General features: G+C 69.1%; 28 protein-coding genes. 17 read left to right on the forward strand and 11 right to left on the reverse strand.

Features of this window, described 5'->3' with window-relative positions:
• The first annotated feature begins 96 nt into the window (after positions 1-96).
• From nhaA to GLX30_RS35250, 4 genes are all read left to right on the forward strand, one after another.
• Entirely contained in the window at positions 97-1,494 is a 1,398-nt protein-coding gene (nhaA, locus tag GLX30_RS16655; RefSeq protein ID WP_159689257.1) for a Na+/H+ antiporter NhaA, read from the forward strand.
• Positions 1,495-1,549: 55 nt separating this feature from the next.
• Complete coding sequence (locus tag GLX30_RS16660; protein ID WP_159689260.1) at positions 1,550-2,056, forward strand: phage holin family protein; 507 nt, start codon at positions 1,550-1,552, stop codon at positions 2,054-2,056.
• Between the two features lie 55 nt (positions 2,057-2,111).
• On the forward strand, positions 2,112-3,059 hold the full coding sequence (locus tag GLX30_RS16665) for an alpha/beta hydrolase (protein ID WP_159689262.1): 948 nt from the start codon (positions 2,112-2,114) through the stop codon (positions 3,057-3,059).
• Positions 3,060-3,185: 126 nt separating this feature from the next.
• Positions 3,186-3,377, forward strand: a complete 192-nt coding sequence (locus GLX30_RS35250) for a hypothetical protein (protein ID WP_005314416.1) — start codon at positions 3,186-3,188, stop codon at positions 3,375-3,377.
• A gap of 60 nt (positions 3,378-3,437) precedes the next feature.
• On the opposite strand, the gene GLX30_RS16675 is transcribed toward GLX30_RS35250, so the two are convergent.
• The 3 genes from GLX30_RS16675 to nth all read right to left on the reverse strand — a co-directional run bounded on the left by GLX30_RS16675 (position 3,438) and on the right by nth (position 6,376).
• Positions 3,438-4,646, reverse strand: coding sequence for a MarP family serine protease (locus tag GLX30_RS16675; protein WP_208545582.1), 1,209 nt, complete (start codon positions 4,644-4,646; stop codon positions 3,438-3,440).
• 115 nt (positions 4,647-4,761) lie between these two features.
• Positions 4,762-5,424, reverse strand: coding sequence for a CoA pyrophosphatase (locus tag GLX30_RS16680; protein WP_159695080.1), 663 nt, complete (start codon positions 5,422-5,424; stop codon positions 4,762-4,764).
• 133 nt (positions 5,425-5,557) lie between these two features.
• Entirely contained in the window at positions 5,558-6,376 is an 819-nt protein-coding gene (nth, locus tag GLX30_RS16685; protein ID WP_244258185.1) for an endonuclease III, read from the reverse strand.
• Between the two features lie 316 nt (positions 6,377-6,692).
• On the opposite strand from nth, the gene GLX30_RS16690 reads away from it, so the two are divergent.
• Positions 6,693-7,367: a Crp/Fnr family transcriptional regulator gene (locus GLX30_RS16690; RefSeq protein ID WP_005314425.1), complete on the forward strand. Its 675-nt coding sequence runs from the start codon at positions 6,693-6,695 to the stop codon at positions 7,365-7,367.
• A gap of 86 nt (positions 7,368-7,453) precedes the next feature.
• Here GLX30_RS16690 and GLX30_RS16695 read toward each other — a convergent pair whose 3' ends face one another.
• The 6 genes from GLX30_RS16695 to GLX30_RS16720 all read right to left on the reverse strand — a co-directional run bounded on the left by GLX30_RS16695 (position 7,454) and on the right by GLX30_RS16720 (position 11,546).
• Positions 7,454-8,338: a prohibitin family protein gene (locus tag GLX30_RS16695; RefSeq protein WP_159689271.1), complete on the reverse strand. Its 885-nt coding sequence runs from the start codon at positions 8,336-8,338 to the stop codon at positions 7,454-7,456.
• A 152-nt stretch (positions 8,339-8,490) separates the two neighbouring features.
• A complete protein-coding gene (locus tag GLX30_RS16700) occupies positions 8,491-9,327 on the reverse strand; it encodes an MBL fold metallo-hydrolase (RefSeq protein WP_159689274.1) in 837 nt (278 codons plus the stop codon).
• On the reverse strand, positions 9,324-10,190 hold the full coding sequence (locus GLX30_RS16705; protein ID WP_159689276.1) for an NUDIX domain-containing protein: 867 nt from the start codon (positions 10,188-10,190) through the stop codon (positions 9,324-9,326). Before GLX30_RS16705 ends, GLX30_RS16700 begins: the two co-directional genes overlap by 4 nt.
• A 9-nt stretch (positions 10,191-10,199) precedes the next feature.
• Positions 10,200-10,817: a PQQ-dependent sugar dehydrogenase gene (locus GLX30_RS16710; RefSeq protein WP_244258187.1), complete on the reverse strand. Its 618-nt coding sequence runs from the start codon at positions 10,815-10,817 to the stop codon at positions 10,200-10,202.
• A 100-nt stretch (positions 10,818-10,917) separates the two neighbouring features.
• A complete protein-coding gene (locus GLX30_RS16715) occupies positions 10,918-11,388 on the reverse strand; it encodes a RidA family protein (RefSeq protein WP_159689279.1) in 471 nt (156 codons plus the stop codon).
• Complete coding sequence (locus GLX30_RS16720) at positions 11,385-11,546, reverse strand: DUF4177 domain-containing protein (protein WP_005314434.1); 162 nt, start codon at positions 11,544-11,546, stop codon at positions 11,385-11,387. Before GLX30_RS16720 ends, GLX30_RS16715 begins: the two co-directional genes overlap by 4 nt.
• Before the next feature lie 96 nt (positions 11,547-11,642).
• Between GLX30_RS16720 and GLX30_RS16725 the strand changes: the two genes are divergently transcribed.
• Positions 11,643-12,605 (forward strand): ArsA-related P-loop ATPase, encoded by a 963-nt coding sequence (locus tag GLX30_RS16725; RefSeq protein ID WP_159689283.1) that lies wholly within the window; start codon positions 11,643-11,645, stop codon positions 12,603-12,605.
• Entirely contained in the window at positions 12,602-13,903 is a 1,302-nt protein-coding gene (locus GLX30_RS16730; RefSeq protein ID WP_159689286.1) for an ArsA family ATPase, read from the forward strand. Before GLX30_RS16725 ends, GLX30_RS16730 begins: the two co-directional genes overlap by 4 nt.
• Positions 13,904-14,234: 331 nt before the next feature.
• Here the strand turns inward: GLX30_RS16730 and GLX30_RS16735 are convergent, their stop codons facing one another.
• Complete coding sequence (locus GLX30_RS16735) at positions 14,235-14,579, reverse strand: WhiB family transcriptional regulator (protein WP_050791514.1); 345 nt, start codon at positions 14,577-14,579, stop codon at positions 14,235-14,237.
• A 408-nt stretch (positions 14,580-14,987) separates the two neighbouring features.
• On the opposite strand from GLX30_RS16735, the gene GLX30_RS16745 reads away from it, so the two are divergent.
• The gene (locus tag GLX30_RS16745) at positions 14,988-17,222 is read left to right on the forward strand and encodes a transglycosylase domain-containing protein (RefSeq protein WP_159689289.1); all 2,235 of its coding nucleotides are present in this window, start codon (positions 14,988-14,990) and stop codon (positions 17,220-17,222) included.
• Positions 17,223-17,381: 159 nt separating this feature from the next.
• Here the strand turns inward: GLX30_RS16745 and GLX30_RS16750 are convergent, their stop codons facing one another.
• Positions 17,382-17,846 carry a GatB/YqeY domain-containing protein gene (locus GLX30_RS16750; RefSeq protein WP_159689292.1) on the reverse strand — a complete coding sequence of 155 codons (465 nt, stop codon included), beginning with the start codon at positions 17,844-17,846 and terminating at the stop codon, positions 17,382-17,384.
• Between the two features lie 22 nt (positions 17,847-17,868).
• Here GLX30_RS16750 and GLX30_RS35255 point away from each other — a divergent pair, with 22 nt between their 5' ends.
• The 9 genes from GLX30_RS35255 (at position 17,869) to GLX30_RS36200 (ending at position 25,587) form a co-directional block, all read left to right on the forward strand.
• On the forward strand, positions 17,869-18,363 hold the full coding sequence (locus GLX30_RS35255) for a recombinase family protein (protein ID WP_244258188.1): 495 nt from the start codon (positions 17,869-17,871) through the stop codon (positions 18,361-18,363).
• 95 nt (positions 18,364-18,458) lie between these two features.
• Complete coding sequence (locus GLX30_RS35260) at positions 18,459-18,722, forward strand: recombinase family protein (RefSeq protein ID WP_244258189.1); 264 nt, start codon at positions 18,459-18,461, stop codon at positions 18,720-18,722.
• 605 nt (positions 18,723-19,327) lie between these two features.
• Positions 19,328-19,723, forward strand: a complete 396-nt coding sequence (locus GLX30_RS16760; protein WP_159689295.1) for a WXG100 family type VII secretion target — start codon at positions 19,328-19,330, stop codon at positions 19,721-19,723.
• 19 nt (positions 19,724-19,742) lie between these two features.
• The gene (locus GLX30_RS16765) at positions 19,743-20,048 is read left to right on the forward strand and encodes a WXG100 family type VII secretion target (RefSeq protein ID WP_159689298.1); all 306 of its coding nucleotides are present in this window, start codon (positions 19,743-19,745) and stop codon (positions 20,046-20,048) included.
• The gene (locus GLX30_RS16770) at positions 20,048-21,817 is read left to right on the forward strand and encodes an RNase A-like domain-containing protein (protein WP_159689301.1); all 1,770 of its coding nucleotides are present in this window, start codon (positions 20,048-20,050) and stop codon (positions 21,815-21,817) included. The genes GLX30_RS16765 and GLX30_RS16770 overlap by 1 nt, the downstream gene beginning before the upstream one ends.
• 27 nt (positions 21,818-21,844) lie before the next feature.
• Complete coding sequence (locus GLX30_RS16775; protein WP_159689304.1) at positions 21,845-22,408, forward strand: hypothetical protein; 564 nt, start codon at positions 21,845-21,847, stop codon at positions 22,406-22,408.
• 38 nt (positions 22,409-22,446) lie between these two features.
• Entirely contained in the window at positions 22,447-22,746 is a 300-nt protein-coding gene (locus GLX30_RS16780; RefSeq protein WP_159689307.1) for an RNase A-like domain-containing protein, read from the forward strand.
• Positions 22,747-22,759: 13 nt separating this feature from the next.
• Positions 22,760-23,413 (forward strand): contact-dependent growth inhibition system immunity protein, encoded by a 654-nt coding sequence (locus tag GLX30_RS16785; RefSeq protein WP_159689310.1) that lies wholly within the window; start codon positions 22,760-22,762, stop codon positions 23,411-23,413.
• A 206-nt stretch (positions 23,414-23,619) separates the two neighbouring features.
• On the forward strand, positions 23,620-25,587 hold the full coding sequence (locus GLX30_RS36200) for a glycosyltransferase 87 family protein (protein WP_347879772.1): 1,968 nt from the start codon (positions 23,620-23,622) through the stop codon (positions 25,585-25,587).
• Positions 25,588-25,601: the final 14 nt, after the last annotated feature.

Here is a 25,601-nt window from a genome sequence, read left to right on the forward strand (position 1 = left end):
GGAACGCGTCAAAGACGCGATGAGCATTCCAAGGTGCGCCGGGAAGTCTGGTCGGCAAGTGTTTTGTCCTGCCCACCAGCACGGAGGTCCCATCTCGTGGCCGCGCCCAGCCCCACTCCCCGCAAGGTCCTCGGACGCCTCTCCCTGCCGGAGCGGAACTACGTCGCGGACGCTCTGCGCACCGAGACGGTCGGCGGAGTGCTTCTGCTGCTCGCCGCAGTCACCGCGCTGATCTGGGCGAACACCCCGCTGGCCGGCAGCTACACCGCGGTGAGCGACTTCCACATCGGGCCCGCGGCGCTGGGCCTCGACCTGTCGATCGAACACTGGGCGGCCGACGGCCTGCTCGCGATCTTCTTCTTCGTCGCCGGCATCGAGCTCAAGCGTGAGTTGGTCGCGGGCGAGCTGCGCGACCCGAAGGCCGCCGCCCTGCCCGTGATCGCCGCGCTCTGCGGCATGGTGATGCCGGCGCTCGTCTACCTCGTCGTCGCCGTCGCCGGTGGCGGTTCCACCGCAGGATGGGCCGTCCCGACCGCCACCGACATCGCGTTCGCGCTGGCCGTACTCGCCGTCATCGGAACCTCGTTGCCGTCGGCACTCCGCGCCTTCCTGTTGACCCTCGCGGTCGTCGACGACCTGTTCGCGATCCTGATCATCGCGGTCTTCTTCACGGACGACCTCAATTTCGCGGCCCTGGGCGGGGCCTTCGTGGGCCTCACCGTCTTCTGGCTGCTGCTGCGCAAGGGAGTTCGCGGCTGGTACGTGTACGTGCCCCTGGCGCTCGTCGTGTGGGGGCTGATGTACAACAGCGGTGTCCACGCCACCATTGCCGGTGTGGCGATGGGTCTGATGTTGCGCTGCGGCAGGCGCGAGGGCGAGGAGCAATCGCCGGGCGAGCACATCGAGCATCTCGTGCGACCGCTGTCCGCCGGCGTCGCCGTACCGCTGTTCGCACTGTTCTCCGCCGGTGTGGCCGTCACCGGCGAGTCCCTCACCGATGTCTTCACCAAGCCGGAGACCCTCGGTGTCGTCCTCGGTCTGGTGGTCGGCAAAGCGCTCGGCATCTTCGGCGGCACCTGGCTGGCCGCACGCTTCACCAAGGCCGAACTCAACGAGGACCTCGCCTGGCCCGACGTCCTGGCGCTCGCGACGCTGGCCGGCATCGGCTTCACCGTCTCCCTGCTCATCGGCGAGCTCGCGTTCACCGGCGACGCGACGCTGACGGACGAGGTCAAGGCCTCGGTCCTGATGGGCTCGCTGATCGCCGCGATACTCGCCGCTGTTCTGCTCAAGCTCCGGGTACGCGTCTACCAGGCGCTGGCGGCCGAGGAGGAGCGCGACGAGGACATGTCCGGCATCCCTGACATCTACGAGCAGGACGACCCGGCGTACCACCTGAGGATGGCCGCTATCTACGAGGAGAAGGCGGCGGAGCACCGCAGAAAGGCGGAAGCGGCCGGGGTGTCGAGCGATGGCGGCGACAGTCCGGCATGATCTGACATCGGACCGTACAAACACCGGCCTTGTGGAAGAGGAGAGGGAGTCAGCGATGAGCGACCCCGGCAACACCACAGCGAACGCTGTCGGCGCCGACCGCAGTCTCGGCCAGCTGGTCGCCTCGGCGACCGCCGAGATGTCCGCGCTCGTACACGACGAGATCGCGTTGGCAAAGGCCCAGTTGCGGCAGGACGCGAAGAAGGCCGGGGTCGGGGGCGCCGCGTTCACCGCGGCCGGCGCGGTGCTGATCTTCTCGCTGCCGATGCTGAGCTTCGCGCTCGCCTACTTCATCCACATGTGGAGCGGTGGCTGGCATCTGGCGTACTGCTTCCTGCTCTCGTTCGCGGCCAACATCATCGTGGCCGGTCTCCTTGCCCTGATCGGCGTGATGTTCGTCAAGAAGGCGAAGAGGGGCAAGGGCCCGCAGAAGACGGTCGCCTCCGCCAAGGAGACGGCCGCCGTGCTGGGCAATGCCAAGCCGCATCCCCGCCGTGTGGAACTGACCAAGACTTCCGGTAGCACGGCGTCGGACCGGGTTTCGGACAAGGTTTCGGCGTGATCCTCGGCAGGAGGGCCCGGAACGCGGTGTGCCGCGTTGTGGGACGCTCATCAGCATGACGGTCCCTGATTCCGGCCCCGGCAGTTTCGCCGCACTCGGCAGCCCCGCACGCCTCGACGGTCCCTGGACCCACCGCGACGTGGCCGCCAACGGTGCCCGCTTCCATATCGCCGAGATGGGTGACGGACCGCTGGTGATGCTGCTGCACGGCTTTCCGCAGTTCTGGTGGACATGGCGGCATCAGCTCACCGCACTCGCCGACGCGGGGTACCGGGCCGTGGCGATGGACCTGCGCGGCGTCGGCGGCAGCGACCGGACGCCGCGCGGCTACGACCCCGCCAATCTGGCGCTCGACATCACCGGTGTCGTGCGGTCGCTGGGTGAGCCCGACGCGGCGCTGGTGGGGCACGACCTGGGCGGTTATCTGGCGTGGACGGCGGCGGTGATGCGGCCGAAGCTGGTGCGCCGGCTCGCGGTCTCCTCGATGCCCCATCCCCGGCGGTGGCGCTCGGCGATGCTCTCCGACTTCGCGCAGAGCCGCGCGGGTTCCTACGTGTGGGGCTTCCAGCGGCCGTGGATCCCGGAGCGGCAACTGGTGGCGGACGACGCGGCCTTGGTCGGCGAGCTGCTCGAGAGCTGGTCCGGGCCGAAGCCTCTCGAGGAAGAGGCCGTCGACGTCTACCGGCGGGCCATGTGCATCCCGTCGACGGCGCACTGCTCGATCGAGCCCTACCGGTGGATGGTGCGTTCGCTGGCCCGGCCCGACGGGATCCAGTTCAACCGCAGGATGAAGCGTCCGGTGCGGGTTCCCACTCTGCATCTGCACGGTTCCCTCGATCCGGCGATGCGGACACGGAGTGCGGCCGGCTCCGGTGAGTACGTCGAAGCACCGTACCGGTGGCGGCTGTTCGACGGTCTCGGCCACTTCCCGCACGAAGAGGATCCGGTGGCGTTCTCGAACGAGCTGATCAGCTGGCTCAAGGACCCGGAGCCCGACCGCTAGGCCGGCAGGGGGAGTTCGCACACCGCGAGAACGGTTGTGCTGCGAACAGCCACATGCCTGCCGCATAGGCCAATTGGCGGCCCACTGGACGGTTACCGACCATGGGGCACGGGCACACGTCCGGGTATGGGCTGGACGCACGACTACGGTGACGCAGCACGCAACCGCCGCTCGGCCGGCAGGCCGATCATCCACGAGACAGGTGGACTTCCGAGCGAGGATCATGCCCCTCCGGGTCAGGGGATGGGGATCCCGCGCATCCTCAAGCGCCGTGCACGCTGGGTGTCCGCGCGCCTGCGGCACCATCCCCGGGACTGACCGCCTGCACGCAGCAGGGCTTTTCCGCGGGCATCCGTGCGCCTTCAGCGCCGCCGCCTCCTACAGGGCGCAGCCCTGGCTGTCGACCTGCTGGTTGGCGGTGCGGCCGAGCCTGATGTCCTCGCGGATCTCGTCGGCCGTCAGGGCGTAGCCGGTGTCGGCGTCGTCGAGGGACCTGGCGAAGATGACTCCGTAGACCTTGCCGTCCGTCGTGAGCAGCGGGCCGCCGGAGTTGCCCTGGCGCACCGTCGCGAACAGTGAGTAGACGTCGCGGCGGACGGTGCCCCGGTGGTAGATGTCGGGGCCGTTGGCGTTGATGCGGCCGCGGACGCGGGCGGAGCGTACGTCGTACGAGCCGTTCTCCGGGTAGCCCGCGACGATCGCGCTGTCGCCGCTACGGGCGTCGCCCTCCTCGAAGTCGGTGAACTCCAAGGGGCGGGCCTTGAGGTCGGGCACGTCCAGTACGGCGATGTCGCGCTCCCAGTCGTAGAGGACGACCTTGGCGTCGTAGAGGCGGCCCTCACCGCCGATCTGCACGGTCGGTTCGTCGACGCCTCCGACGACATGGGCGTTGGTCATCACGCGGCGTTCGTCGAAGACGAAGCCGGTGCCTTCGAGGACCTTGCCGCAGCTCGGGGCCGTACCGACGACCTTGACGATGGACTGCTTCGCACGCGCCGCCACGGGGCTGCCCACGAGCGCCGGGTCGGGCGCCTGGACCTCGGTGATGGGCTCGTTGGCGAAGGGACTGAAGACCTGCGGGAAGCCGTTCTGGGCGAGCACGGAGGAGAAGTCCGTGAACCACGTGTTGGCCTGATCGGGCATCACGCGGGACACCCCGAGCAGCACCTTCGAATTACGCACCTCCTTGCCCAGAGTGGGCAGCGAGGTGCCGGCGAGCGCTGAACCGATCAGCCAGGCGACCAGCAGCATCGCCACGACGTTGACCAGGGCCCCGCCGGTGGCGTCCAGCGCGCGAGCGGGCGACCAGGTGATGAACCGGCGCAGCTTGTTGCCGAGATGGGTGGTGAAGGCCTGGCCGACGGAGGCGCAGACGATCACGATGACGACGGCGACTATCGCGGCGGTGGTGGACACTTCGGAGTCCTCGGTCAGTGCGCCCCAGATCACGGGGAGCAGATAGACCGCGACGAGTCCGCCGCCGAGAAAGCCGATCACCGAGAGGATGCCGACGACGAAGCCCTGGCGATAGCCGACGATCGCGAACCACACGGCGGCGACCAGCAACAGGATGTCCAGCACGTTCACCGTCATTTGCCTCGCAGTGTCGTCGCCGGTGCTCTGTCCGGCTGGGGTGTGGCCACGGCGCACTGCCGCTTCGGACGTGACGCCCCCGCCGGGAGCGGATCACTGGTTCAGCCTGTCATGCGTGCCAGTCGAGCGGGACCTCCTTGGTGCGGTCCCATGGTCGTTCCCAGCCTGCGAAGTGCAGGATCCGGTCGATGACTCCGGCCGTGAAACCCCAGACCAGAGCGCCTTCGACCATGAAAGCGGGCCCTGCGTGACCGCGCGGGTGCACGGCCGTCGCACGGTTGGCCGGGTCCGTGAGATCTGCCACGGGCACGGTGAAGACCCGCGCGGTCTCGGCGGGATCGACCGCTCCGACCGGGCTCGGGGTGCGCCACCATCCCAGTACGGGTGTCACGACGAAACTGCTCACCGGGATGTAGAGCTTGGGCAGCACGCCGAAGGTCTGCACGCCGGCGGGGTCGAGCCCGGTCTCCTCCTCGGCCTCGCGGAGCGCGGCGCGCAGTGGGCCCGTCGTCGCCGGGTCACCGTCCTCCGGGTCGAGTGCGCCGCCAGGGAAGGAGGGCTGCCCGGCGTGCGAGCGAAGGGTTCCGGCCCGCTCCATGAGCAGCAGCTCCGGGCCCCGGGCGCCCTCGCCGAAGAGGACGAGGACGGCGGACTGGCGGCCGTGGCCGCTCTCCGGCGGAAGGAATCGGCTGAGCTGGTGCGGTTCGACGGTTTCCGCCGCGCGGACGACGGGCCCGAGCCAGTCGGGCAGCCCTTCGGTGGTGACGACCACGTCACCGTCCACAACCACCTTGCCGTCGTCGTGCTGCTCGAAGCGCTGGTACGTGTCTTCTCCTGTGCGTGTCATCGGCACCCCCTCACGGGCAACGTGCCGGAGGTCCTCGATCGTTCCGTCGGCGGTGGCGTCACTCGATCGCACCCATGGCGGGTGCCGGTTCGCCTGGGTAGTCGGGGGGCGGCTTGAGGCGCTGGCCGGGCCGGCCGCCCATCTCGTACTTCAGGAGCTTCCGGGCCTTCTCCGGGTCGGTCTCGCCCTCCCCGTAGGCAGGGCAGAGGTGCGTGATCGGGCAGGCGCCGCAGGCCGGCCGGCGTGAGTGGCAGACACGGCGGCCGTGGAAGATCACCCGGTGCGAGAGCATCGTCCACTCGCTCTTGGGGAAGATCGTGGCGATCTCGGCCTCGATCTTCACGGGATCGTCCTGGTCGGTCCACTTCCAGCGCCGGGCGAGGCGCATGAAGTGGGTGTCCACGGTGATGCCGGGGACGCCGAAGGCGTTGCCGAGGACGACGAACGCGGTCTTGCGGCCCACGCCGGGCAGAGTGACGAGGTCTTCCAGCCTGCCGGGGACCTCGCCGCCGAAGTTGTCCCGGACGGCGGCGGACAGGCCCATGATCGACTTGGTCTTGGCGCGGAAGAAGCCCGTCGGGCGGATGAGCTCCTCGACCTCCTCCGGCTTCGCGGCCGCCAGGTCCTCCGGCGTGGGGTACTTGGCGAAGAGCGCGGGCGTGGTCTGGTTGACCCGGAGGTCGGTGGTCTGTGCGGACAGGACCGTGGCGATCAGCAGCTGGAAGGCGTTCTCGAAGTCGAGCTCCGGATGGGCGTACGGATACACCTCGGCGAGCTCGCGATTGATGCGGCGGGCGCGCCGGACCATGGCCAGTCGCGTTTCCGGTTTGGGTGTTTTCTTCCTTTTGCCGGAGCTGGGCGACTGCTGTTCGCCCACGGCGGAATTCTGCTTACCGGACACGCTGCCAGCCCCCTCGGCCTGTGCTCTCACCGGCGAATTGGACACCCGGCCAGCCTAAAGGCCCCCACCGACATCCGCCCTGGTCCCCAGCAATCCGGCCCCGATCGGGCCCCTGCCGTAGGGAGAGACGCGCCGGTACGTCAAACTTGTTGTGATTGATCGCACGATTGTTTACTACCGGGGTCCGTTCCCCGGTGGTGCCCCACGGAGGCACAGTGTCCCCGGGCCGGCACAGCACAGTCCGGCATCATGGGACCAACGTCCCCTGAGCAGGTCGACAAGGAGAGAACTCGTGGACGACGTTCTGCGGCGCGCCCCGCTCTTCGCGGCGCTCGATGACGAGCAGGCCGCGGAGCTCCGCGCCTCGATGAGTGAAGCGACGCTCGCCCGCGGCGACGCGCTCTTCCACGAGGGCGAACCGGGCGACCGCCTCTACGTGGTCACCGAGGGCAAGGTCAAGCTGCATCGAACTTCCCCCGACGGCCGCGAGAACATGCTGGCGGTCCTCGGCCCCGGCGAGCTGATCGGCGAGCTGTCCCTCTTCGATCCCGGGCCGCGCACCGCCACCGCCACCGCCCTCACCGAGGTCAAGCTCCTCGGCCTCGGCCACGGCGACCTCCAGCCCTGGCTGAATGTCCGGCCCGAGGTGGCGACGGCACTGCTGCGCGCGGTCGCCCGCCGGCTCCGCAAGACCAACGACCAGATGTCCGACCTGGTCTTCTCGGACGTGCCGGGCCGTGTCGCCCGTGCGCTCCTCGACCTGTCGCGCCGCTTCGGCGTGCAGTCGGAGGAGGGCATCCATGTCGTCCACGACCTCACCCAGGAGGAGCTGGCCCAACTGGTCGGCGCCTCCCGCGAGACCGTGAACAAGGCGCTGGCCGACTTCGCGCAGCGCGGCTGGCTGCGTCTGGAGGCCCGTGCGGTGATCCTGCTGGATGTCGAGCGGCTGGCCAAGCGCTCCCGCTGAGCCACGGACCGCCGGACTCACCCCGGCCCGCCGAGCACATGCACGAGGGGCCGCCCGCATCATGCGGGCGGCCCCTCGTGCGCTGTTCACCTCTTGCTGCCGTCCACGATCAGCGGGTTCCCGGTGCCGGTGCCGCACGGCACGGCGTAGACGGGGTTCTTCGCCGCCGCCTCCTTGAATGCCTCGATGCACTGGTTGGCGAGCACCTTGTCGCTGAGCGAGTCGTTGAGGATCTTGTTGGCCTTGGCGATGCCCTCGGCCTCGATGCGGCGGCGCTCGGCCTCCGCCGTGGCGGTCCGCGCCGCCTCCGTCGCCCGCTCGGTGGCCTGCTGCTGCTGGATCTTGCGGTCGATCTGCTCCTGCAGCTGCTCGGACGGCCGCACATTGCGCAGGTTGACGGTGGTGACGGCGATCCCGCGGGGCGCCAGGCGCTCCTTGATCAGGTCGCCGATCTCCGCGTTGATCTTCTCGCGTGCGGAGGTGTAGCCCTCCTCACTCGTGTGGCGGGCGAAGACGTTACGGATGATCTCGCGGCTGTCGGGGAAGACCAGGCGCTGCTGGATGGCGTCCTCGCTGCCCGCGAGCCGGTAGAGCTCGACCGCCTTGGCAGGGGTGACCGCCCACTTCACGGTGACCTCCACGTACATCACGCCGCCCTGCGAGGAGCGCACCTCGACCACGTCCTTGTCGGAGAGGTTGAGGTCCACGGGACGGGTGGAGAAGGTGGTGACGTGGGTGAACGGCGAGGTGATGTTGACGCCCGAGTTCATGGGCGAGCCGACCTTGCCGAAGGTGACGGGCACGCCGACCTCGTAGGCACTGACGACGTGGACACAGCTGGCTATGCCGGAGAAGAGGCCGGCGATGAGCGCTCCCACCGCGCCGAGCTTGAGCCCCTTGTTGTCGCCGCCTCTGGCGACGAGGTACATCACCGCCGCGGCGATGACGAGGATGACGAAGAGTACGAACACGGTTTCCCCCCGGGAACGAATGCCGCAAGTAAGCGGAGCGTAAAGCATCGCTCGCACCACGACGCCGGAGGGTCGCCGACCGGTTCCGTCCGCGCAGAGGACCGCTCGACGGGCCCCGGTACGGCCCTCGCCGGGCTGCCCCCAGCCGGCTGTCAGGGGCCGATCAGTCCGTGCTCCCGCAGGTACTCCAGCTGTGCGTGTACGGACAGCTCCGCGGCGGGCCACAGCGACCTGTCCACGTCCGCGTACACCTGGGCGACCACCTCGGAGGCGGTGGTCCATCCGTCTTCGACCGCCGTCTCCACCTGGGCGAGCCGGGTCGCGCGGTGCGCGAGGTAGTACTCGACGGCGCCCTGGGCGTCGTCGAGAACCGGGCCGTGGCCCGGCAGCACGGTGTGGATGCCGTCGTCGACGGTGAGCGAGCGCAGCCGACGCAGGGAGTCGAGGTAGTCGCCGAGCCGTCCCTCCGGGTGCGCGACGACCGTCGTGCCGCGGCCGAGGATCGTGTCGCCGGTCAGTACGGCCCGGTCGGCGGGCAGGTGGAAACTGAGGGAGTCCGCGGTGTGCCCCGGGGTAGGGACGACCCTCATCTCCAGACCGCCCGTGGTGATCACGTCGCCGGGGGCGAGCCCTTCGTCGCCGAGCCGCAGCGCCGGGTCGAGGGCACGGACGTTCGTACCGGTCAGTTCCGCGAAGCGGGAGGCGCCCTCGGCATGGTCGGGATGGCCGTGGGTGAGCAGGGTGAGGGCGATCCGCTTGCCCGCGCGTTCCGCCGTGGCGATGACCGCCCGCAGGTGTGTGTCGTCGAGCGGTCCGGGATCGACGACGACCGCCAGCTCGGAGTCAGGCTCCGAGACGATCCAGGTGTTGGTCCCGTCGAGGGTCATGGCGGACGCGTTCGGCGCGAGGACGTTGACGGCACGGGCGGTGGCGGGCCCCGACAGCACACCGCCGCGGGGCTGCCCCGGCAGAGTGGCTGCGTCGGTCATCGCGGGCCTCCCGTGGAGACGTGCTTGGTGAACTCCTCGTGGCCCGGCCAGCTGAGGACGACTTCTGCGTTCTCGAGCCGGGCCGTGGCGAGCACCGGGGTCATGTCCTGGCTCGCCGCCGCTGCCAGCGCCTCGGCGGACGTACGGAACGCCTGGAGCGTCCGCAGCGTCGCGACGGTCGGCGGCATCATCAGCAGCTCCCCCTTGTCGTACCCGTCCGTGGCGTCCGCAGGGCTGATCCAGACCGTGGACTCCGCCTCGGTCGACACATTGCGGGCGCGCTGGCCCTCGGGCAGGGCGGCCACGAAGAACCAGGTGTCGTAGCGGCGCGGCTCGAACTCCGGCGTGATCCAGCGCGCCCACGCGCCCAGCAGGTCGGACCGCAGCACGAGGCCCCGGCGGTCGATGAAGTCCGCGAAGGACAGGCCGCGGTCGACCAGGGCCTGACGGTCCGCCTCCCAGTCGTCGCCCGTCGTGTCTCCGACGACGGTGTCGGGCGTGGGGCCGGCCAGCAGGATGCCCGCTTCCTCGAACGTCTCCCGTACCGCAGCGCACACGACGGCCTGCGCGGACGCCGTGTCGTCGACGCCGAGGCGCTCCGCCCAGACGTCCAGGGAAGGGCCGGCCCAGCGCACCGGCCGGTCGTCGCGCGGGTCCACTCCGCCGCCCGGGTACGCGTACGCGCCTCCGGCGAACGCCATGGAGGCGCGTCGGCGCAGCATGTGGACAGCGGTACCGTCCGCGGTGTCACGCAGCAGCATCACCGTGGCGGCCCGCTTGGGGACCACGGCGGTGAGCTCACCGGCGGCGAGCGCGCGGATACGATCGGGCCATTCCGGCGGGTACCACTGACCATTGGACATGGGCGGATGCTATGCGCTTCCACGCCGATGTTCGAGAGCCTCCTTCCCGCTGCCGGGTCCTCGGGCCGCTCCGGCCGCGGCCGCTCCGCCCGAGTGGACGATGTCGACCCCAGGATCCTGTCGTTGCCGTTCACACCGTCCTTGTCGGTCGATGTGGTGAGCCAGATGTCGCCCTGGTGGTCGACCTCGACGGCGCGCAGCCGGTCGTACGTGCCCTGACAAGGAGATCTTCTGCTCCACCAGGTTGCTGCTTGTGTCGATGCACATCCGGTAGACGCGTTCGCCCCTGGTCGTGGCGACGAAGACGGGGTCGTTGATGATCGTCAGGCCGCTGGGCGAGGCCTGGGCCGTCGCCCAGGTCTTCTTCGGCGCGATGTAGCCCGAGCAGCTGCCGCTGGTGCCCTCGCAGGCCGGACAGCCGCAGTTGCCACCCTTGCGGATCAGGTCGACCTCGTCCATGACGCTGTTGCCGAACTCGGCCTGCCGGAGCCGCCCCTGCGAGTCGAAGTCGAGGCCCTGCGGGTAGCGGATCTCGTATCCGGAGAACCCGATGTCGTCCGTGGACGCCCTCCACGCGAGGGCGACACTGGCCGCGCCCGTGCCGGTGGAGCGCAGGCCGCCGGGCACGCTGGGCGCCTGCCCCCGCCCATCGACGGCAACGGCCCCGCACCCGCCGGGAATCCGGAGGCACGGGGCCGTACATGTACTGACCGGGGTTCGGCCGGGCTCAGCCCTGGACGAGCTCCACCTGGAGCTCGACCTCGACCGGGGCGTCCAGCGGCAGCACCGCGACACCCACCGCGCTGCGGGCGTGCACGCCCTTGTCGCCGAGCACCTCGCCCAGCAGTTCGCTCGCTCCGTTGAGAACGGCCGGCTGCCCGGTGAAGTCCGAGGCCGAGGCGACGAAGCCGACGACCTTCACGACCCGAGCGATCCGGTCCAGGTCACCGATGACCGACTTCACGGCGGCCAGGGCGTTCAGCGCACAGGTGCGCGCCAGTTCCTTGGCCTCCTCCGGGGTCACCTCCGCGCCTACCTTGCCGGTGACCGGAAGCTTGCCCTCCACCATCGGGAGCTGGCCCGCGGTGTAGACGTACGCCCCGGAGACGACGGCAGGCTGGTAGGCGGCGAGCGGCGGCACGACCTCGGGCAGTGTCAGCCCCAGTTCGGCGAGCCTGGCGTCGACCACGCCGCTCACGAGGACTTCTCCCGCTTCAGATAGGCCACGAGCTGCTCGGGGTTGTTCGGCCCGGGCACGACCTGGACCAGCTCCCAGCCGTCCTCGCCCCAGGTGTCCAGAATCTGCTTCGTCGCGTGCACGAGAAGCGGCACGGTCGCGTATTCCCACTTGGTCATGGAGCCGACTGTAGCCGCACCCTCCACCCGGTCCGTGACGCAGCCCGCAGGCAGCCTCGTGCGTAGGGCGGGGTCCGACTGGTTAGGCTCGAATACGTGAGCAGGCTCCAGGTCGTCAGCGGCAAGGGCGGTACCGGTAAGACCACGGTGGCCGCTGCCCTCGCGCTCGCCCTCGCGACAGAGGGAAAGCGGACACTTCTCGTCGAGGTCGAGGGCAGGCAGGGCATCGCCCAGCTGTTCGAGACGGAGGCCCTTCCTTACGAGGAGCGCAAGATCGCCGTCGCGTCCGGCGGCGGCGAGGTGTTCGCGCTGGCCATCGATGCCGAGCGCGCACTCCTCGACTACCTCCAGATGTTCTACAAACTCGGCAGTGCGGGCCGCGCCCTGAAGAAGATCGGCGCGATCGACTTCGCGACGACCATCGCTCCGGGTGTCCGGGACGTGCTGCTGACCGGCAAGGCCTGCGAGGCGGTGCGCCGCCGGGACAGACAGGGGCGGTACGTCTACGACTACGTCGTCATGGACGCGCCGCCCACCGGCCGCATCACCCGCTTCCTGAACGTCAACGACGAGGTGGCGGGCCTGGCCAGGATCGGCCCGATACACAATCAGGCGCAGGCGGTGATGCGGGTCCTCAAGTCGCCGGAGACGGCCGTCCACCTGGTCACCCTGCTGGAGGAGATGCCGGTGCAGGAGACGGCCGACGGTGTCGCGGAGCTGCGCGCAGCCGACCTGCCGGTGGGCAACGCCATCGTGAACATGGTCCGGCCGCACCTCCTCGACGAGGAGGCCGTGCACGACGCGGCGAACGGCCGGCGCGCCGCCGTCACCGACGCGCTCAAGGCCGCCGGCGTCACCAGCGCCGCGGGGCTCGTCACCCCACTGCTGGAGCAGGCGGCCGAACACGCACAGCGTGTGGAGCTGGAGCGCCAGCAGCGCAAGGCGCTCAACACCCTGGAGCTGGGTGCGTACGAACTCCCCATGCTGAGCGAGGGAGTCGACCTGGCAGGGCTCTACCAACTGGCGAAGGAACTGCGCAAGCAAGGGGCCGGCTCATGACCCTGGATTCATCGGCCCGACTGGAGGTCGACCCCCTCATCGACGACCCGGCCACCCGGATCATCGTGTGCTGCGGCGCCGGCGGCGTCGGTAAGACGACGACGGCGGCGGCGCTGGGGGTGCGGGCGGCGGAGCGCGGCCGCAAGGTGGTCGTCCTCACCATCGACCCGGCCCGGCGGCTCGCGCAGTCCATGGGCATCGACTCGCTCGACAACACCCCGCGCCGGGTCGAAGGCATCGAGGGCGGCGGGCAGTTGCACGCCATGATGCTCGACATGAAGCGGACCTTCGACGAGATCGTCGAGGCGCACGCGGACGGGGAACGCGCCCGCGCCATCCTGGAGAACCCCTTCTACAAGTCCCTGTCCGCCGGTTTCGCCGGCACGCAGGAGTACATGGCCATGGAGAAGCTGGGACAGCTGCGGGCGCGCGACGAGTGGGACCTGATCATCGTGGACACCCCGCCGTCACGCTCGGCGCTGGATTTCCTCGACGCGCCCAAGCGCCTGGGGTCGTTCCTCGACGGCAAGTTCATCAAGCTGCTGATGGCCCCGGCGAAGATGGGCGGCCGGGCGGGGATGAAGTTCCTCAACGTCGGCATGTCGATGATGACAGGCACCCTCGGGAAGCTGCTGGGTGGCCAACTGCTGCGGGACGTGCAGACGTTCGTGGCCGCGATGGACACGATGTTCGGCGGGTTCCGCACGCGGGCGGACGCGACGTACCGGCTGCTGCAGGCCCCGGGCACGGCGTTCATGGTGGTCGCGGCCCCTGAGCGGGACGCGCTGCGGGAGGCGGCGTACTTCGTGGAACGGCTGGCGGAGGAGGACATGCCGCTCGCCGGCCTGGTCCTCAACCGGGTGCATGTAAGCGGCGCCGCCCGGCTGTCGGCGGAGCGGGCGCTCGCGGCCGCGGAAAATCTTGACGAGGGCGGCATTGTGGATCAGGGGCACGGGAAGACTGGTGTTCGTGACGCCGCGGCCGTCTCTCCCGAATCCCCGTCCGCGGGCCACTCCCCCGAAGCCCACCCGCAAGTCGCCGAAGAACCCGCAGAGTCGAAGAGTCCCCGGACGCAGACCACGCAGGAGATGACTGCCGGCCTGCTGCGTCTGCATGCCGAGCGGATGCAGGTGCTCGCGCGCGAACAGCGCACGCGTGACCGCTTCACCGCACTCCACCCGGAGGTGCCGGTGGCCGAGGTCCCCGCCCTCCCGGGCGATGTGCACGATCTCGCCGGCCTGCGCGCCATCGGCGACCGCCTCGCCACGGGAGGTCGCGCCGCGGCCGGGGCGGCGTAGTCGCAGAGCGCACGGACCGGCACGGCCACGCGTATCGCTCGCGGGTGCGTCGAAGCCGAGACACAGGCGCGGGATCGGCTTCAGGTATCTGGTTCGCCATGTGGTCCGGTGTGTGGGCATGACCGGACGGCCCGGCGTGCCCGCACCAGTTTCAGTACGTCGGCACCCTGCGAAGGACGCGCCGAACACCCGGGCGTGCGCCGGCAAGCCATGCCTCTGCCGCCCGTGGCGGACTCCGCGACGGCCGCTCGCGGCCCGTACCACCAGGCGAAAGGCCGACCGCAGCCGACCGAGCGCCAGCCGACGGTGTGACCGGCGTGACAGTCGACAGCTAGCCGACGGCGGCGTACGCCTCGTAGGTCTCGTCGTCGTCGAGGGCGACGGGCAGAATCCCCGCGCTGCGCTCGTATTCCGTGCGTGCGGTCTCGAGCAGTCTGCGCCAGGACGTGACGGTGGGGCGTCTGCGCAGCAATGCGCGTCGCTCCCGCTCCGTCATTCCGCCCCAGACGCCGAACTCGACGCGGTTGTCGAGCGCGTCCGCCAGGCACTCGGTCCGCACCGGGCATCCGGTGCACACCGCCTTGGCCCTGTTCTGCGCTGCCCCTTGTACGAACAGTTCATCCGGATCGGTAGTGCGGCAGGCTGCCTGCGCACTCCAGTCGGTTACCCAGCCCATGCCGGCGCCGTCCTCTCCCGAATCGAGGCTCCCCCACGGCGGCAGCGGCATATTCACCGCTGCCAGTTGAGGACGTTACGGAAGGTGGGCACAGCGCAACACCCCCTTGGGGCCCAATCTTGAATGGCCCGAACGGACTATGCGTACGCGGCAGATCACCCAGGGGAGTGACCTGAGGGCATAACGAACAAAGCCGACATAGCGGGGCAGTTCGGCTGGGTCACAAGGGGCACCGTGCATCACACGTGCCGGATACGGACATGACTGACGGACACAACTCCGCCGGATTCGGGTACAGCGGAAGTCATGTCAAGTGCTTGATGCAGAACCGCACTGCTGTGACAGTTGTGAGCAGCTTAGGCCAATGCCTTTACGCGTGTCCGGCGAATGAGAACGTAGGCTGGCCCCATGCCAAAGAAGCGCTCGGGCGGCGGTCTGACCGGGACCCAGCAGGCCGCCAAGTTCCTCGGTGTCAGCGTGCTCGCCGGAGCGGTGCTGGCGGGCATCGCCCTGCCCGCCGCCGGAGCACTGGGGCTCGCAGCCAAGGGAACGGTCGAGGGATTCGACACCATCCCGGCCAACCTGAAGACCCCTCCGCTGAGTCAGCGCACCACGATCCTCGACTCCGAGGGCGGCCAGATCGCCACGGTCTACTCCCGTGACCGCACGGTCGTGCCGATCGAGGACATCTCGCCGTACATGCAGAAGGCGATCGTCGCGATCGAGGACGCCCGCTTCTACGAGCACGGCGCGATCGACCTCAAGGGCGTGCTGCGCGCGCTGAACAAGAACGCGCAGTCGGGCGGTGTCTCCGAAGGCGCCTCGACGCTCACCCAGCAGTATGTGAAGAATGTCTTCGTGGAGGAGGCCGGCGACGACCCCGACAAGGTCGCCCAGGCAACCCAGCAGACCCTCGGCCGGAAGATCCGCGAACTGAAGTACGCGATCCAGGTCGAAGAGGAGCTGGGCAAGAAGAAGATCCTCGAGAACTACCTCAACATCACGTTCTTCGGTCAGCAGGCCTACGGCGTCGAGGCCGCGTCCCAGCGTTACTTCTCCAAGAAGGCGAAGGACCTGAAATTGGAGGAGGCCGCGCTGCTCGCCGGCATCGTCCAGTCGCCCAGCCGCTTCGACCCGGTCAACGACTCGGAAGAGGCGACCAAGCGCCGCAACATCGTGCTTCAGCGCATGGCCGACGTCCGTGACATCTCCCAGGCCGAGGCGGACAAGGCCAAGGCGAGCCCGATCAAGCTGCAGGTGAGCAAGCCCAAGAACGGCTGCATCACCGCCGTCAACGGCGCCGGCTTCTTCTGCGACTACGTGCGCCAGGTCTTCCTGACCGACCCGGTCTTCGGCAAGACCAGGGAGGACCGGCTCAAGATCTGGAACCAGGGCGGGCTCACGATCAGGACCACCCTGGACCCGCAGGCCCAGGAATCGGCGCAGAACTCGATAAAGCAGCACGTGTACCAAACGGACAAGGTCGCCACCGCAGTGACGCTCGTTCAGCCCGGGACGGGCAAGGTCGTCGCCATGGGCCAGTCCAAGCCGTACGGCTTCGGCAAGAACGAGACGCAGATCAACTACTCCGTCAACCACGGCATGGGCGGTTCGAACTACGGTTTCCCGGTCGGCTCGACCTTCAAGCCGTTCCTGGCAGCCGCCGCCTTGGAACAGGGCAAGCCGCCGACGCAGGTGTACCCGTCGCCGTACAAGATGCCGTATCCGGAATCGATCTCCACCTGTAGTGGCAAGCCCTGGGTCAACCCCGGCGGACAACAGACCCTGGAGAACGAGAACGAGACCGAGGTGGGACCGTACCCGCTCAAAGAAGCGATGGCGCTGTCGGTCAACACCTACTTCGTGCAGATGATCGGTGAGATCGGGATGTGCCCGATCCTGGAGATGACCGGCAAGCTGGGCGTGGTGCAGGGCAACGGCACGAAGATGCCCGAACTGCCCTCGGCCCTCACTCTCGGCTCCACCGGTGTCTCGCCGCTCAACATGGCCAACGCCTACGCGACCTTCGCCAACCGCGGGACCTACTGCACGCCGACGGCCATCGAGTCGATCACTACAGCCGACGGCAAGAGCCTGAAGGTGCCGCAGACCGAGTGCAGCAAGGCGATGTCCGAGCGGACCGCCGACACGATCAACACCCTGCTGCGCGGAGTGATCGACTCCGGTACCGGCCGACAGGCCGGCCTGCAGAGCCGCGACAACGCGGGCAAGACCGGTACGACCGACTTCCGGAAGAACGCGTGGTTCGTGGGCTACACCCCGAACATGTCGGGTGCCGTCTGGGTCGGCAGCGCCAGCCAGCAGGTGAAGATGGAGTACATCACCATCGGCGGCCAGTACCACGAGAAGGTCTTCGGTGGCGCGGTCCCGGGTCCGATCTGGAAGGACGCGATGACGGGGGCACTGGACGGCGAGCCCGCTCCGCCCTTCGTCCGCGTGCACATCCCGGATGTCCCGAAGGACAAGGACAAGGACAAGGAGAAGGACCCGCACAAGCCGGACGACGGCAAGCCCGGTGACCAGGAGCCGTGGCCCGGCATCTCCATCCCGCCGGACCTGATCGGCGGCGGCAGCAACCGCGGCCAGGGCAACGGCGGCGGTGACGGCGGCAACTGGCCGTAGACGGCCCGCGTGAGTAGACGGCCCGCGTGAAGTACGGAGAAGGGGACCCGGTGACCGGGTCCCCTTCTCCATGCCCTACGGCGGGCACCCACTGCTGTCACGGCGGCCGCCCTGCGCTCATGGCGGGCGCTCCGACGCACGGCGGGCGCTGCGGCCCTCTCAGCCGGCGAGCAGCCGCTTCACGGCGGCGGCGACCCGGCCGCCCTCGGCACGGCCCGCCACCTTCGGGTTCACGATCTTCATGACGGCGCCCATGGCACGCGGCCCTTCGGCGCCCGCGGACCTGGCCTCCTCGACGGCCTGCCCGACGATCTGGTTCAGCTCGTCGTCCGTCAACTGCTGCGGCAGGTAGGCGTCGAGGAGCACGCCCTCGGCCTTCTCGCGCTCCGCCTGCTCGGCGCGACCTCCCTGGGCGAAGGCGTCGGCGGCCTCGCGGCGCTTCTTCGCCTCCTTGGCGATCACCTTCTGCACCTCGTCGTCGGAGAGTTCACGGGCGGTCTTGCCCGAGACCTCCTCCTTGGTGATCGCGGAGAGGGTCAGCCGAAGCGTCGAGGAGCGCAGTTCGTCGCGCGCCCTGATCGCCTCGGTGAGGTCTTCCTGCAGCTTGGACTTGAGCGTTGTCATAACTTCTTCATAGCCTTTTCTCATGGACCCGGTCAACGAGGATTCGCAGGTCAACAATGACTCGGAACGGCTCCGCAGGCTGGCCCGGATTGCCGGGTCTCAGCGGGACAAGCGCAGTCGTACCGACTGGACAGGGGAACCGGCGGCGATCTACTGCCGGATATCGCATGTGAACGACGACGATCAAACCGGTGTCGACCGACGAGAGCGTATCTGCCGCGACATCGCACAGCGTCTCGGTGTGACGGTCGATCAGCACATGGTCTTCGTGGACAACAACCGATCGGCGTGGCAGCGCAACCGGAAGCGGAAGGGGTGGGATGCCCTACTCGATGCCGCACGGTCCGGAGGCATCCGGCACATCCTCACCTACCACCCGGACCGACTGATGAGGCAGCCGCGCGACCTTGAGGAGCTTCTTCAGATCGCGGACGACCACCGGTTCTTTCTGCGCATCGAGGTAGCGCACGTTGCAGGTCCAGCGACGGCACCTCCCGACGGCTCAAGGATGCTCTGATCGACCGCGCCCAGGACGGCAAGCCGCACACCGGCAAGCGGCGGTACGGCTACGACAAGAGCGGCACGGCCATCATTGCCGCAGAGGCCGACATCGTGCGCGAGATTTTTTCCCGATACCTCGACGGAGGGACGACCACAGCCATAGCCGTGGATCTCAACCGGCGCGAGGAACTGACCGCACTCGGTAGGGGATGGAACAGTTTCAACGTGCGGGCGATCCTGGACAGCCGCCATGTGGCGGGCATCCGGGTGTTCCGAGGGGAGGAGTTCGGCCAGGGGGAATGGCCGGCGATCCTCGTTCCGACACACTGCGCTGCTACCGGACTGCCAGCAGTGCGCCGCTGGAGCAGTTCGTGACCAAGCAAGGGCGGGTCGATGAGATCCAGGTCGCCGTTGCCACACCAGAATTCCTAACCCGTGCGGATGCGAGGTCGCAGGTCAGCGGACTCCTCAACGATAATGCACTAATTCACTCTAAGTACGGCCCGACGGGAGACCCTTACCGGCAGGGATATCCGATCCGTTAGCATCGGCACGCACGGTCCACAATTGGACCTAATAACCGTAGGATTTTTCAGGCCTGGGAGCAAAACGACACTTGTTGAACTCTGGGGAAGAAAAGGCTCTGTCGCTATACCGACTGCACGTCGAGCAGTTCGAGAACCGGCACGTTCTCGACGACTTCACGACCGGTACGGAACGCTTCCCCGAAGCCATTCATGATGTATTCCTGGACTCAAGGGTGACGAGGTAGGGGACCACCGCCCAGCGGAGCCACAGAGCCACAGAGCCACCGTATCCCGTCACCCGCTCGTGAGAGGAGACCCAGGTCAGCGACCTGGGTCTTCGTCGTTTTCCAGCCCTGCACAGCCCCCGCCTTCGATCGAGAGGTCACACCCCTTAGGGTGAACGTCCGTACAGGGAGACACGCGTGCGAACAGTGCGCCGAGCGGGGGCTCAGGATGCGGAACGCCGATCTGGACGTCTCGGAGGACGGCCTCACCAGGCTGGCGAACGGCCTCGACGAAATGCAGCGCTATCTGAACCAGCAGACTCGCGCCATGGACGAGGTCGTCGACAAGATCGCCGCGGGCTGGCAGGGACCCACCGCGTACCGCTCCCTGCACACCGGCGTCGCCGAGGACGCCGTACGCATCCGCCAAGTGATGATCCTCCTCGAAGCGGCCATGCGCGCCTCGCGCGACGGCTTCACCAAGCAGGAGCTCGACACGCTGGCCCGGATCCGGCGGATGCAGGACGGGGAGGACGTGTCCGCCGCCGCCCGCGTCCTCACCGTGCCCGACCCTGCGCCCGCGCCGGACGCCGGCCAGCCGAAGAGCCGCATTCTGAACGTCTGAACCACGGGGGATCAGCACTATGCCGGACGAAGACCGGATAACCGTCGACTTCGCCACCCTGCAACGCCTTCCGGGAAATCTGGAGGAGATCCTCCGCTCCCTCAACGAGAAGCTGGACACGCTGTACGGGCGGGCTACCAAGGTCGTACTGACCTGGGACGGTGAGGCCCGCGAGGCCTTCATCGACGAACTGGACAAGTGGAGTCGCTCCGCCGACGACCTCAAGGCCGCCCAAGCCTGGCTCCACGAGGTCGTCGTCAAGGGGCACCTCAACTACGCAGCGGCCAACAGGTCCGTACTCGAAGGCTGGGGAGGCTGCGCCTGATGGCCGGCCCCTCCGCCCCCGCACAGTCACCGGGCGGCAACGGAACCATCGACGTCAAGCCGAGCGACCTGTGGTCGGTCTCCGGCCGGGTCGCCGGGCAGCAGGACCTCCTGGTGCGGGCCGCCAACAGGCTCATGGAGGAGCTGGGCAAGTATCCCGACGCCGGGGGCGCCGGTGCCGAGGCCCAGAGGTTCGCCCAGGCGTACAAGAAGATCGGCGACCGCTGGCTGGAGGTCTGGGGCCGGTCCGTACTCAGCGTCGGCGGCGTCGCGGTCGGGTTCACCGAAACGGCCAACGCCTACACCAGGGCGGACGCGGCGGCCAACCCCAAGCCGGGCGTCACGGCCGAGCAGCGCCCGCGGCCCGCGGTCATCGACAAGGCCCCCGACTTCGGCCCCATGCCCCTCATCAAGTGGGGCGACGACGACGGCAGCGACGACATCGAGCGGCGCATCATGGAGGGCATCCCCGAGATCGTCCGGGACGTCCTCCAACCGCTCTGCAGGAACGTCTTCCGGATCGGGCGGGTCGCGGACGTCTTCCCGTACCCCCAGCAGCACTACCTCAACTCCCTGTGCCACAGCTGGATGAACGTCTCCATCGCCGCGACGAAGGGCGCGGACCAGCTCACCCAGGTCGTCGGCGCCATCACCAATCACCAGCAGGCGGAGTGGGAAGCCGCCATGCGAACCTTCTGCAGCTCCCTGTGGGGCGCGACCTCCTGGGGTCGGTCGCGGCACGGCAAGCAGTGGGGCCAGACGGCCAACTCCGGTCCGGGCACGCCCCAAACCCCTACCGGCAGCCAGCCGGTCTTGGCCGTACTGAAGGACACGGCCGACGACATCGCCACCATCCTGCGCGAGTACGCCGAGGCGGCCGTCGACCTGAACCGCGACGTCGAGGACGAACTCCACCGCGCCATGTTGCAGGCCGCCAGGGAGGTCATCGAAGACCTGGCGAAGCCCAAGGGTCCCAAAAATCTCCTCGGCACCGTCACGTCGGTGATCGGCAAGGGCGCGGGCCTCATCCTGTCGTTCGACATCAAGACCGTCCTGAACATCAACACGGCCAAGCTGAACCGCATCGTCGACACGTACACCGGCATCCTCGACGGTCTGACCACCCGCATGGAGGCGTTGAAGGGGCCGCTGGACGAGGCGTACCTGAGCGCCCCCAAGTTCGAGGCCGGCGTCGCCCGCGCCCAGGGCTTCGGCATGCGCGCCTTGGAGGAGTTCAAGGAGTCGCAGGTCTGGCTGAAGGTGGACTCCAGCGGGAAGTACGACCTGAGCCTCGCCGCAAACGAATACTTCGAGCACGGCCACACCCTGGACCGACACGTCGGCAAGACCGACGAGCAGCTGGCGCAGCGTCTGCGCGACCAGCAGACGGCCGGGCCGACCGCGGCGTGGCCGCACGGCAAGCCGTATCCCAAGGCGGCTTCGTCGTTCCCCGACTACCAACGGGCGGAGGAGCTGACCGAGTACAACCTCAACCAGAACAAGGCCGCCATCGAGGCGTGGATCCAGGGCCCGCCGCCCGCGGCCGACGGCGACGTCAAGTCGTTCTACTCGACAGCGCCCAACGGAGAGACGAGCGGCCGCAGTGTGTTCAAACAGCCGGTGGACCCGAACGACCCCACGTCCGGGTACAAAGAGGGCGGGATGGGCGCCAAGGCGTACGACGTGAACGGCATCGACACGCGCATCCGGTACGACAGCGGCCGCACTCCGCCGTTCACCGTCATGACGTCGATGCCCGCGAAGTCCTAGCACCCCGCCGAGGAAGGCCAGCACCACATGTCCGTCGACCAGACCTCCTGGGAAGCCGCTGTACGCCACCTCTTCGAGGACGCGTACCCGTACGACGCCACGGGCCCGCGCCGTCACGAGGACTGGGTCCTCGACGTCCTCCCGCTGATGGCGCGGGCTGTGCCGGACCCGCGGGGCTGGGCGGTCCTCGACGACACGGCGCTGAGCCCGGAGCGCGAGGCGTCCCCCACGTACCCGTTCGCCGTCCACCCGCCGGAGTACGTCGCGCGGCGTCTCCACCCGATCGACCGGGCCAGCGCCGAGAACCTGCTGCTGGCCCTCACGGACGACGGCTGCACCCTGTCGAACCTGCGGCGGTTCGCGGAGAGCGAGGAGGAGCTGCGGGCGATGGCGCGCACGATCCTCGCGCGGTACGGAGACGAGGCCACCTACCACACCAACGTCAGCAGGCACGGTCCTGTGCCGGGCACGCTGGACTTCACGACGTCGCACTGGGGGTACAGCCCGCTGAGCGTCTACACGGAGGACTACGGCCTGATCGTCGTCTCGGAGACCGAGATCGGCATGTTCTGGAACTTCGCCGACTACTGACCCAGCCGCCGACCAGGTGATTTTGAGAGGATGCCCCCGTGCTGACCCGTTCCGCTTCCTACTCCGACCGGGAGACCGCCCAGTGGGCGACCCAGCAGGTGGTGACCGCCAACGAGCAGGTCATCCACCGCTGGCTGGCCCAGGGCACCCGGCCCCGGCTCACCATCGAGGCGGCCTGGCCGTCGCGGGAGGAGCCCGTGGGCCGGGTCCAGCTGGAGGGAGACCTGCTGGCCGGCCGCGGGCCCGTCGACGTCCGGGCGGCGCGCGTGGTGCTGCGGCGGGAGGCGTCGAGCCCGCACGGCTTCGTCGTCCACACGACCTTTCCGTTCTACCTGTAGGGGCCGCACGCACATGTCCATGAAGCCCCTCGAACACGACCGCCGGTACGGCGAGCTGGACCAGGTGATGCGCGCGTACCTGGGGCAGTCGGCCGACGACACCCCGGAGCGGCGCAGCCGCGCGCTGGACGCGTATCTCCGGCACACCTGGCACACCCGTCCCGCCGCCATCGCGGAGGCGGAGCGCCAGCTGCGCGAGTACAGCCGCAACCCTCCGGGCCGCATCCGGCGCGGCCTGGGTGAGTTCTACGCGATCCCGGACACCGGGATGCCCCAGTCCGAGATCGGCGACTGGCTGACGGTGCTGGCCGACCACCTGAAGAAGAGCATCGAGGAAGGCGACGTCCCGGAACCGTCGGCCCCGCAGACGCACTGGGAGTGGCACGCACGCTTCCCGGAGACTGCCCAGTTGCTCGGCGGCTGGTTCTCGCAGGACATCGTCGACGAGTTCCCCGACCACGACGCCGCCCTCGCCGACTACGAAGCCACCGACTCCCAGCTGGTCGCCCGCCTCGTCGGCGAACTCCACGAACTGCTCACCCTCCCCCTGGACGAGGGGGACTACGCCCTGGCAGCCGCCGAACTCGGCATGGAAGTCGGCCCACCCGAGCCGTTCTCCTACGGCGCCTGGTTCCAGTCGGTAGCGACGACGCTGTCCGGCGTCTGATCCGGGCCTTGGTGGCCGGTCCTCACTCGTCCCGGAGGGAGTCGCGGCCGCCCGGATGGCCGACCGCGGTTTGTGGGCGGTCGCCTCACTCGTGCCCCGACCGTGCCCTCCACAGCGGACAGCAGTGGTCGGCACGGGTTCCCGAGGCGTGCGGGTCGAGTGCCACCAGCGGGTGTTTCCGCAGCTCAGCGCACAACGACGTGGTCATGCTGGGTCTGCTGGGCGTCGGACTGGTCGCGGCGCTCGGCCGCAGGCCGGTGGCCGTGGTCGTACTGATCACCCTGGCGGCCCTGGTGAAGGCCCCGGCGGCGCTGGGTCTCATCGCCGTGGTGATGCTGTGGGCACGGCAGACGGCATGGGCACGAGCGCCGCGACTGTCGGCGACGGCGGCCGTGGTCTGCGTCTGCGCGGCGACCACAGCGGTGACCACGGCAGTCGTGGGTACGGGATACGGGTGGCTCGCGACGCTGGACACCCCTGTCTCCCTCGGGAACTGGTCCCTCACCTCTACCCTCGGCCGGATGACCGTCGCCCTCCTCGACCGGGCGGGCTACAGGCCCGCGGATCTCGCCCGCTTCGCGGGCCTGGCGTGGCATCTGCTGGGTCTCGCCGCCACCGCCGTCGCCGTACTGCTCGCCCGGCACCGCCATCATCTGCTGCGGCCGTCCCACGCGCTCGGGCTCAGCCTGACGGCGGTTGCCGTCCTGGGCCCCGGGATCCGCCCCTGGTACCTGCTGTGGGGACTGTTCCTGAGCGCGGCCGGCCGGGCCAGGCAGATCTCTGCTCCGGACGGCCACCGCGGCCAGTGCGATCCTCGCCCTCGTAGTTCTGCCGAGTGGATCCACCCCGGACGCCGCCCAGTTGGGGCCGGCCGTCGGGGGCGGCCTGCTCGCGGTGACAGCTCTGTGGGGCGCGGACCGCGTCGCGCGCCGACCGATCGGGAGTACTGCATGACACAGCTGGGTACGACGGAGACCACCTGGCGGTGGCCGACGACCACCCGCGGACGGATCGTCCTGATCGCCTCGCTGGCCTCCACCGTCCTGCTGTTCCTCACGACGGTGCCGCTGCACCGCGGCTGGTTCGACCTGGGCGTGTACTACGGGGCCGTGCACCATTGGGTGGGCGGCGGCGCTCTCTACGACTACCAGGTGCCCGGCAGCCGATACGGCTTCACCTACCCGCCGTTCGCCGCCTTGGCCATGCTGCCGATGACGCTGATCCACTGGAACGGCGCCATCGCTGTCACCTTGCTGCTCAATGCCGCAGCTGCCTTCGTGATCCTGCGCCTGATCGCCGGGCCGGTCATCAGGGGCCAGGGCTGGACCCCTTGGTACGCCCTGGCGCTCACCGGCTGCGCCTTCGCGCTCCTCGAACCGGTCCGCGACACCATCAGCTTCGGTCAGGTCAACCTGCTGCTGCTGGCGCTCGTCCTCGTGGATCTCCGGCTGCCGGCCGACGGCCGGGCCTCCCGTTACGCCGGCATCGGCATCGGTCTCGCCGCCGCGATCAAGCTCACCCCCGCCGTGTTCATCGGTCACCTGCTCCTCACCGGCCGCCCCCGCGCCGCCGCGACAGCCACCGCCGTCGCGCTCGGCGCCACCGGCCTGGCGGCATGGATCGCGCCGGACACCTCCCGCGTCTACTGGACCGAGGCCCTCTGGGACACGGACCGGGTCGGCTCCCTCGCGTACGTCTCCAACCAGTCCTGGCAGGGACTGCTCGCCCGGTTCGTCGAACCGTACGAACCGAGCCGCGGCATCTGGGCGGCCGGGGTCCTCGTGCTGCTCGCTCTGTGGTTCGTACGGGTCCGTCGGGCGACCGCCGCGGGTGACCACGCCGCCGCGGTCGCGCTGACCGGCATCCTGGCGTGCCTGATCAGCCCGGTCACCTGGGTGCACCACCTGGTCTGGCTGGTACCCGCCCTCGCGGTGCTCGCCCGGACGGCCCTGGACACACCCACAGGCCCGGACCGTCGCAGGCTGCTGACCTGGGCAGTCGCGCTGCCGGTCGTACTGTCGAGCAGCGTCGTGTGGCTGTGGAGCAAGGACTCGTCCGGAATCGACGGCTTCCTCGGCGGCAACACGTACGTGTGGATCGCGCTGGGCCTGCTCGTCGCGCTACCGATCCGCAGCGCCTCCCGGGCGCACGTCCCACCGCTGCCCCGCGCCTGACGGGTCTGCGACGA

It is taken from the genome of Streptomyces sp. Tu 2975, from assembly GCF_009832925.1.
Lineage (GTDB): Bacteria > Actinomycetota > Actinomycetes > Streptomycetales > Streptomycetaceae > Streptomyces.

What these genes read in the sequence shown, in the direction of transcription:
- GLX30_RS16660 (WP_159689260.1), top strand. Translation starts at nt 1,550, where the DNA reads ATGAGCGACCCCGGCAACACCACAGCGAACGCTGTCGGCGCCGACCGC.
- GLX30_RS16665 (WP_159689262.1), top strand. Translation starts at nt 2,112, where the DNA reads ATGACGGTCCCTGATTCCGGCCCCGGCAGTTTCGCCGCACTCGGCAGC.
- GLX30_RS35250 (WP_005314416.1), top strand. Translation starts at nt 3,186, where the DNA reads ATGGGCTGGACGCACGACTACGGTGACGCAGCACGCAACCGCCGCTCG.
- GLX30_RS16700 (WP_159689274.1), bottom strand. Translation starts at nt 9,327, where the DNA reads ATGACCGACGCAGCCACTCTGCCGGGGCAGCCCCGCGGCGGTGTGCTG.
- GLX30_RS16705 (WP_159689276.1), bottom strand. Translation starts at nt 10,190, where the DNA reads ATGTCCAATGGTCAGTGGTACCCGCCGGAATGGCCCGATCGTATCCGC.
- GLX30_RS16720 (WP_005314434.1), bottom strand. Translation starts at nt 11,546, where the DNA reads ATGACCAAGTGGGAATACGCGACCGTGCCGCTTCTCGTGCACGCGACG.
- GLX30_RS16730 (WP_159689286.1), top strand. Translation starts at nt 12,602, where the DNA reads ATGACCCTGGATTCATCGGCCCGACTGGAGGTCGACCCCCTCATCGAC.
- GLX30_RS16735 (WP_050791514.1), bottom strand. Translation starts at nt 14,579, where the DNA reads ATGGGCTGGGTAACCGACTGGAGTGCGCAGGCAGCCTGCCGCACTACC.
- GLX30_RS16745 (WP_159689289.1), top strand. Translation starts at nt 14,988, where the DNA reads ATGCCAAAGAAGCGCTCGGGCGGCGGTCTGACCGGGACCCAGCAGGCC.
- GLX30_RS16750 (WP_159689292.1), bottom strand. Translation starts at nt 17,846, where the DNA reads ATGACAACGCTCAAGTCCAAGCTGCAGGAAGACCTCACCGAGGCGATC.
- GLX30_RS35255 (WP_244258188.1), top strand. Translation starts at nt 17,869, where the DNA reads ATGGACCCGGTCAACGAGGATTCGCAGGTCAACAATGACTCGGAACGG.
- GLX30_RS16760 (WP_159689295.1), top strand. Translation starts at nt 19,328, where the DNA reads ATGCGGAACGCCGATCTGGACGTCTCGGAGGACGGCCTCACCAGGCTG.
- GLX30_RS16765 (WP_159689298.1), top strand. Translation starts at nt 19,743, where the DNA reads ATGCCGGACGAAGACCGGATAACCGTCGACTTCGCCACCCTGCAACGC.
- GLX30_RS16770 (WP_159689301.1), top strand. Translation starts at nt 20,048, where the DNA reads ATGGCCGGCCCCTCCGCCCCCGCACAGTCACCGGGCGGCAACGGAACC.
- GLX30_RS16775 (WP_159689304.1), top strand. Translation starts at nt 21,845, where the DNA reads ATGTCCGTCGACCAGACCTCCTGGGAAGCCGCTGTACGCCACCTCTTC.
- GLX30_RS16785 (WP_159689310.1), top strand. Translation starts at nt 22,760, where the DNA reads ATGTCCATGAAGCCCCTCGAACACGACCGCCGGTACGGCGAGCTGGAC.
- GLX30_RS36200 (WP_347879772.1), top strand. Translation starts at nt 23,620, where the DNA reads ATGCTGGGTCTGCTGGGCGTCGGACTGGTCGCGGCGCTCGGCCGCAGG.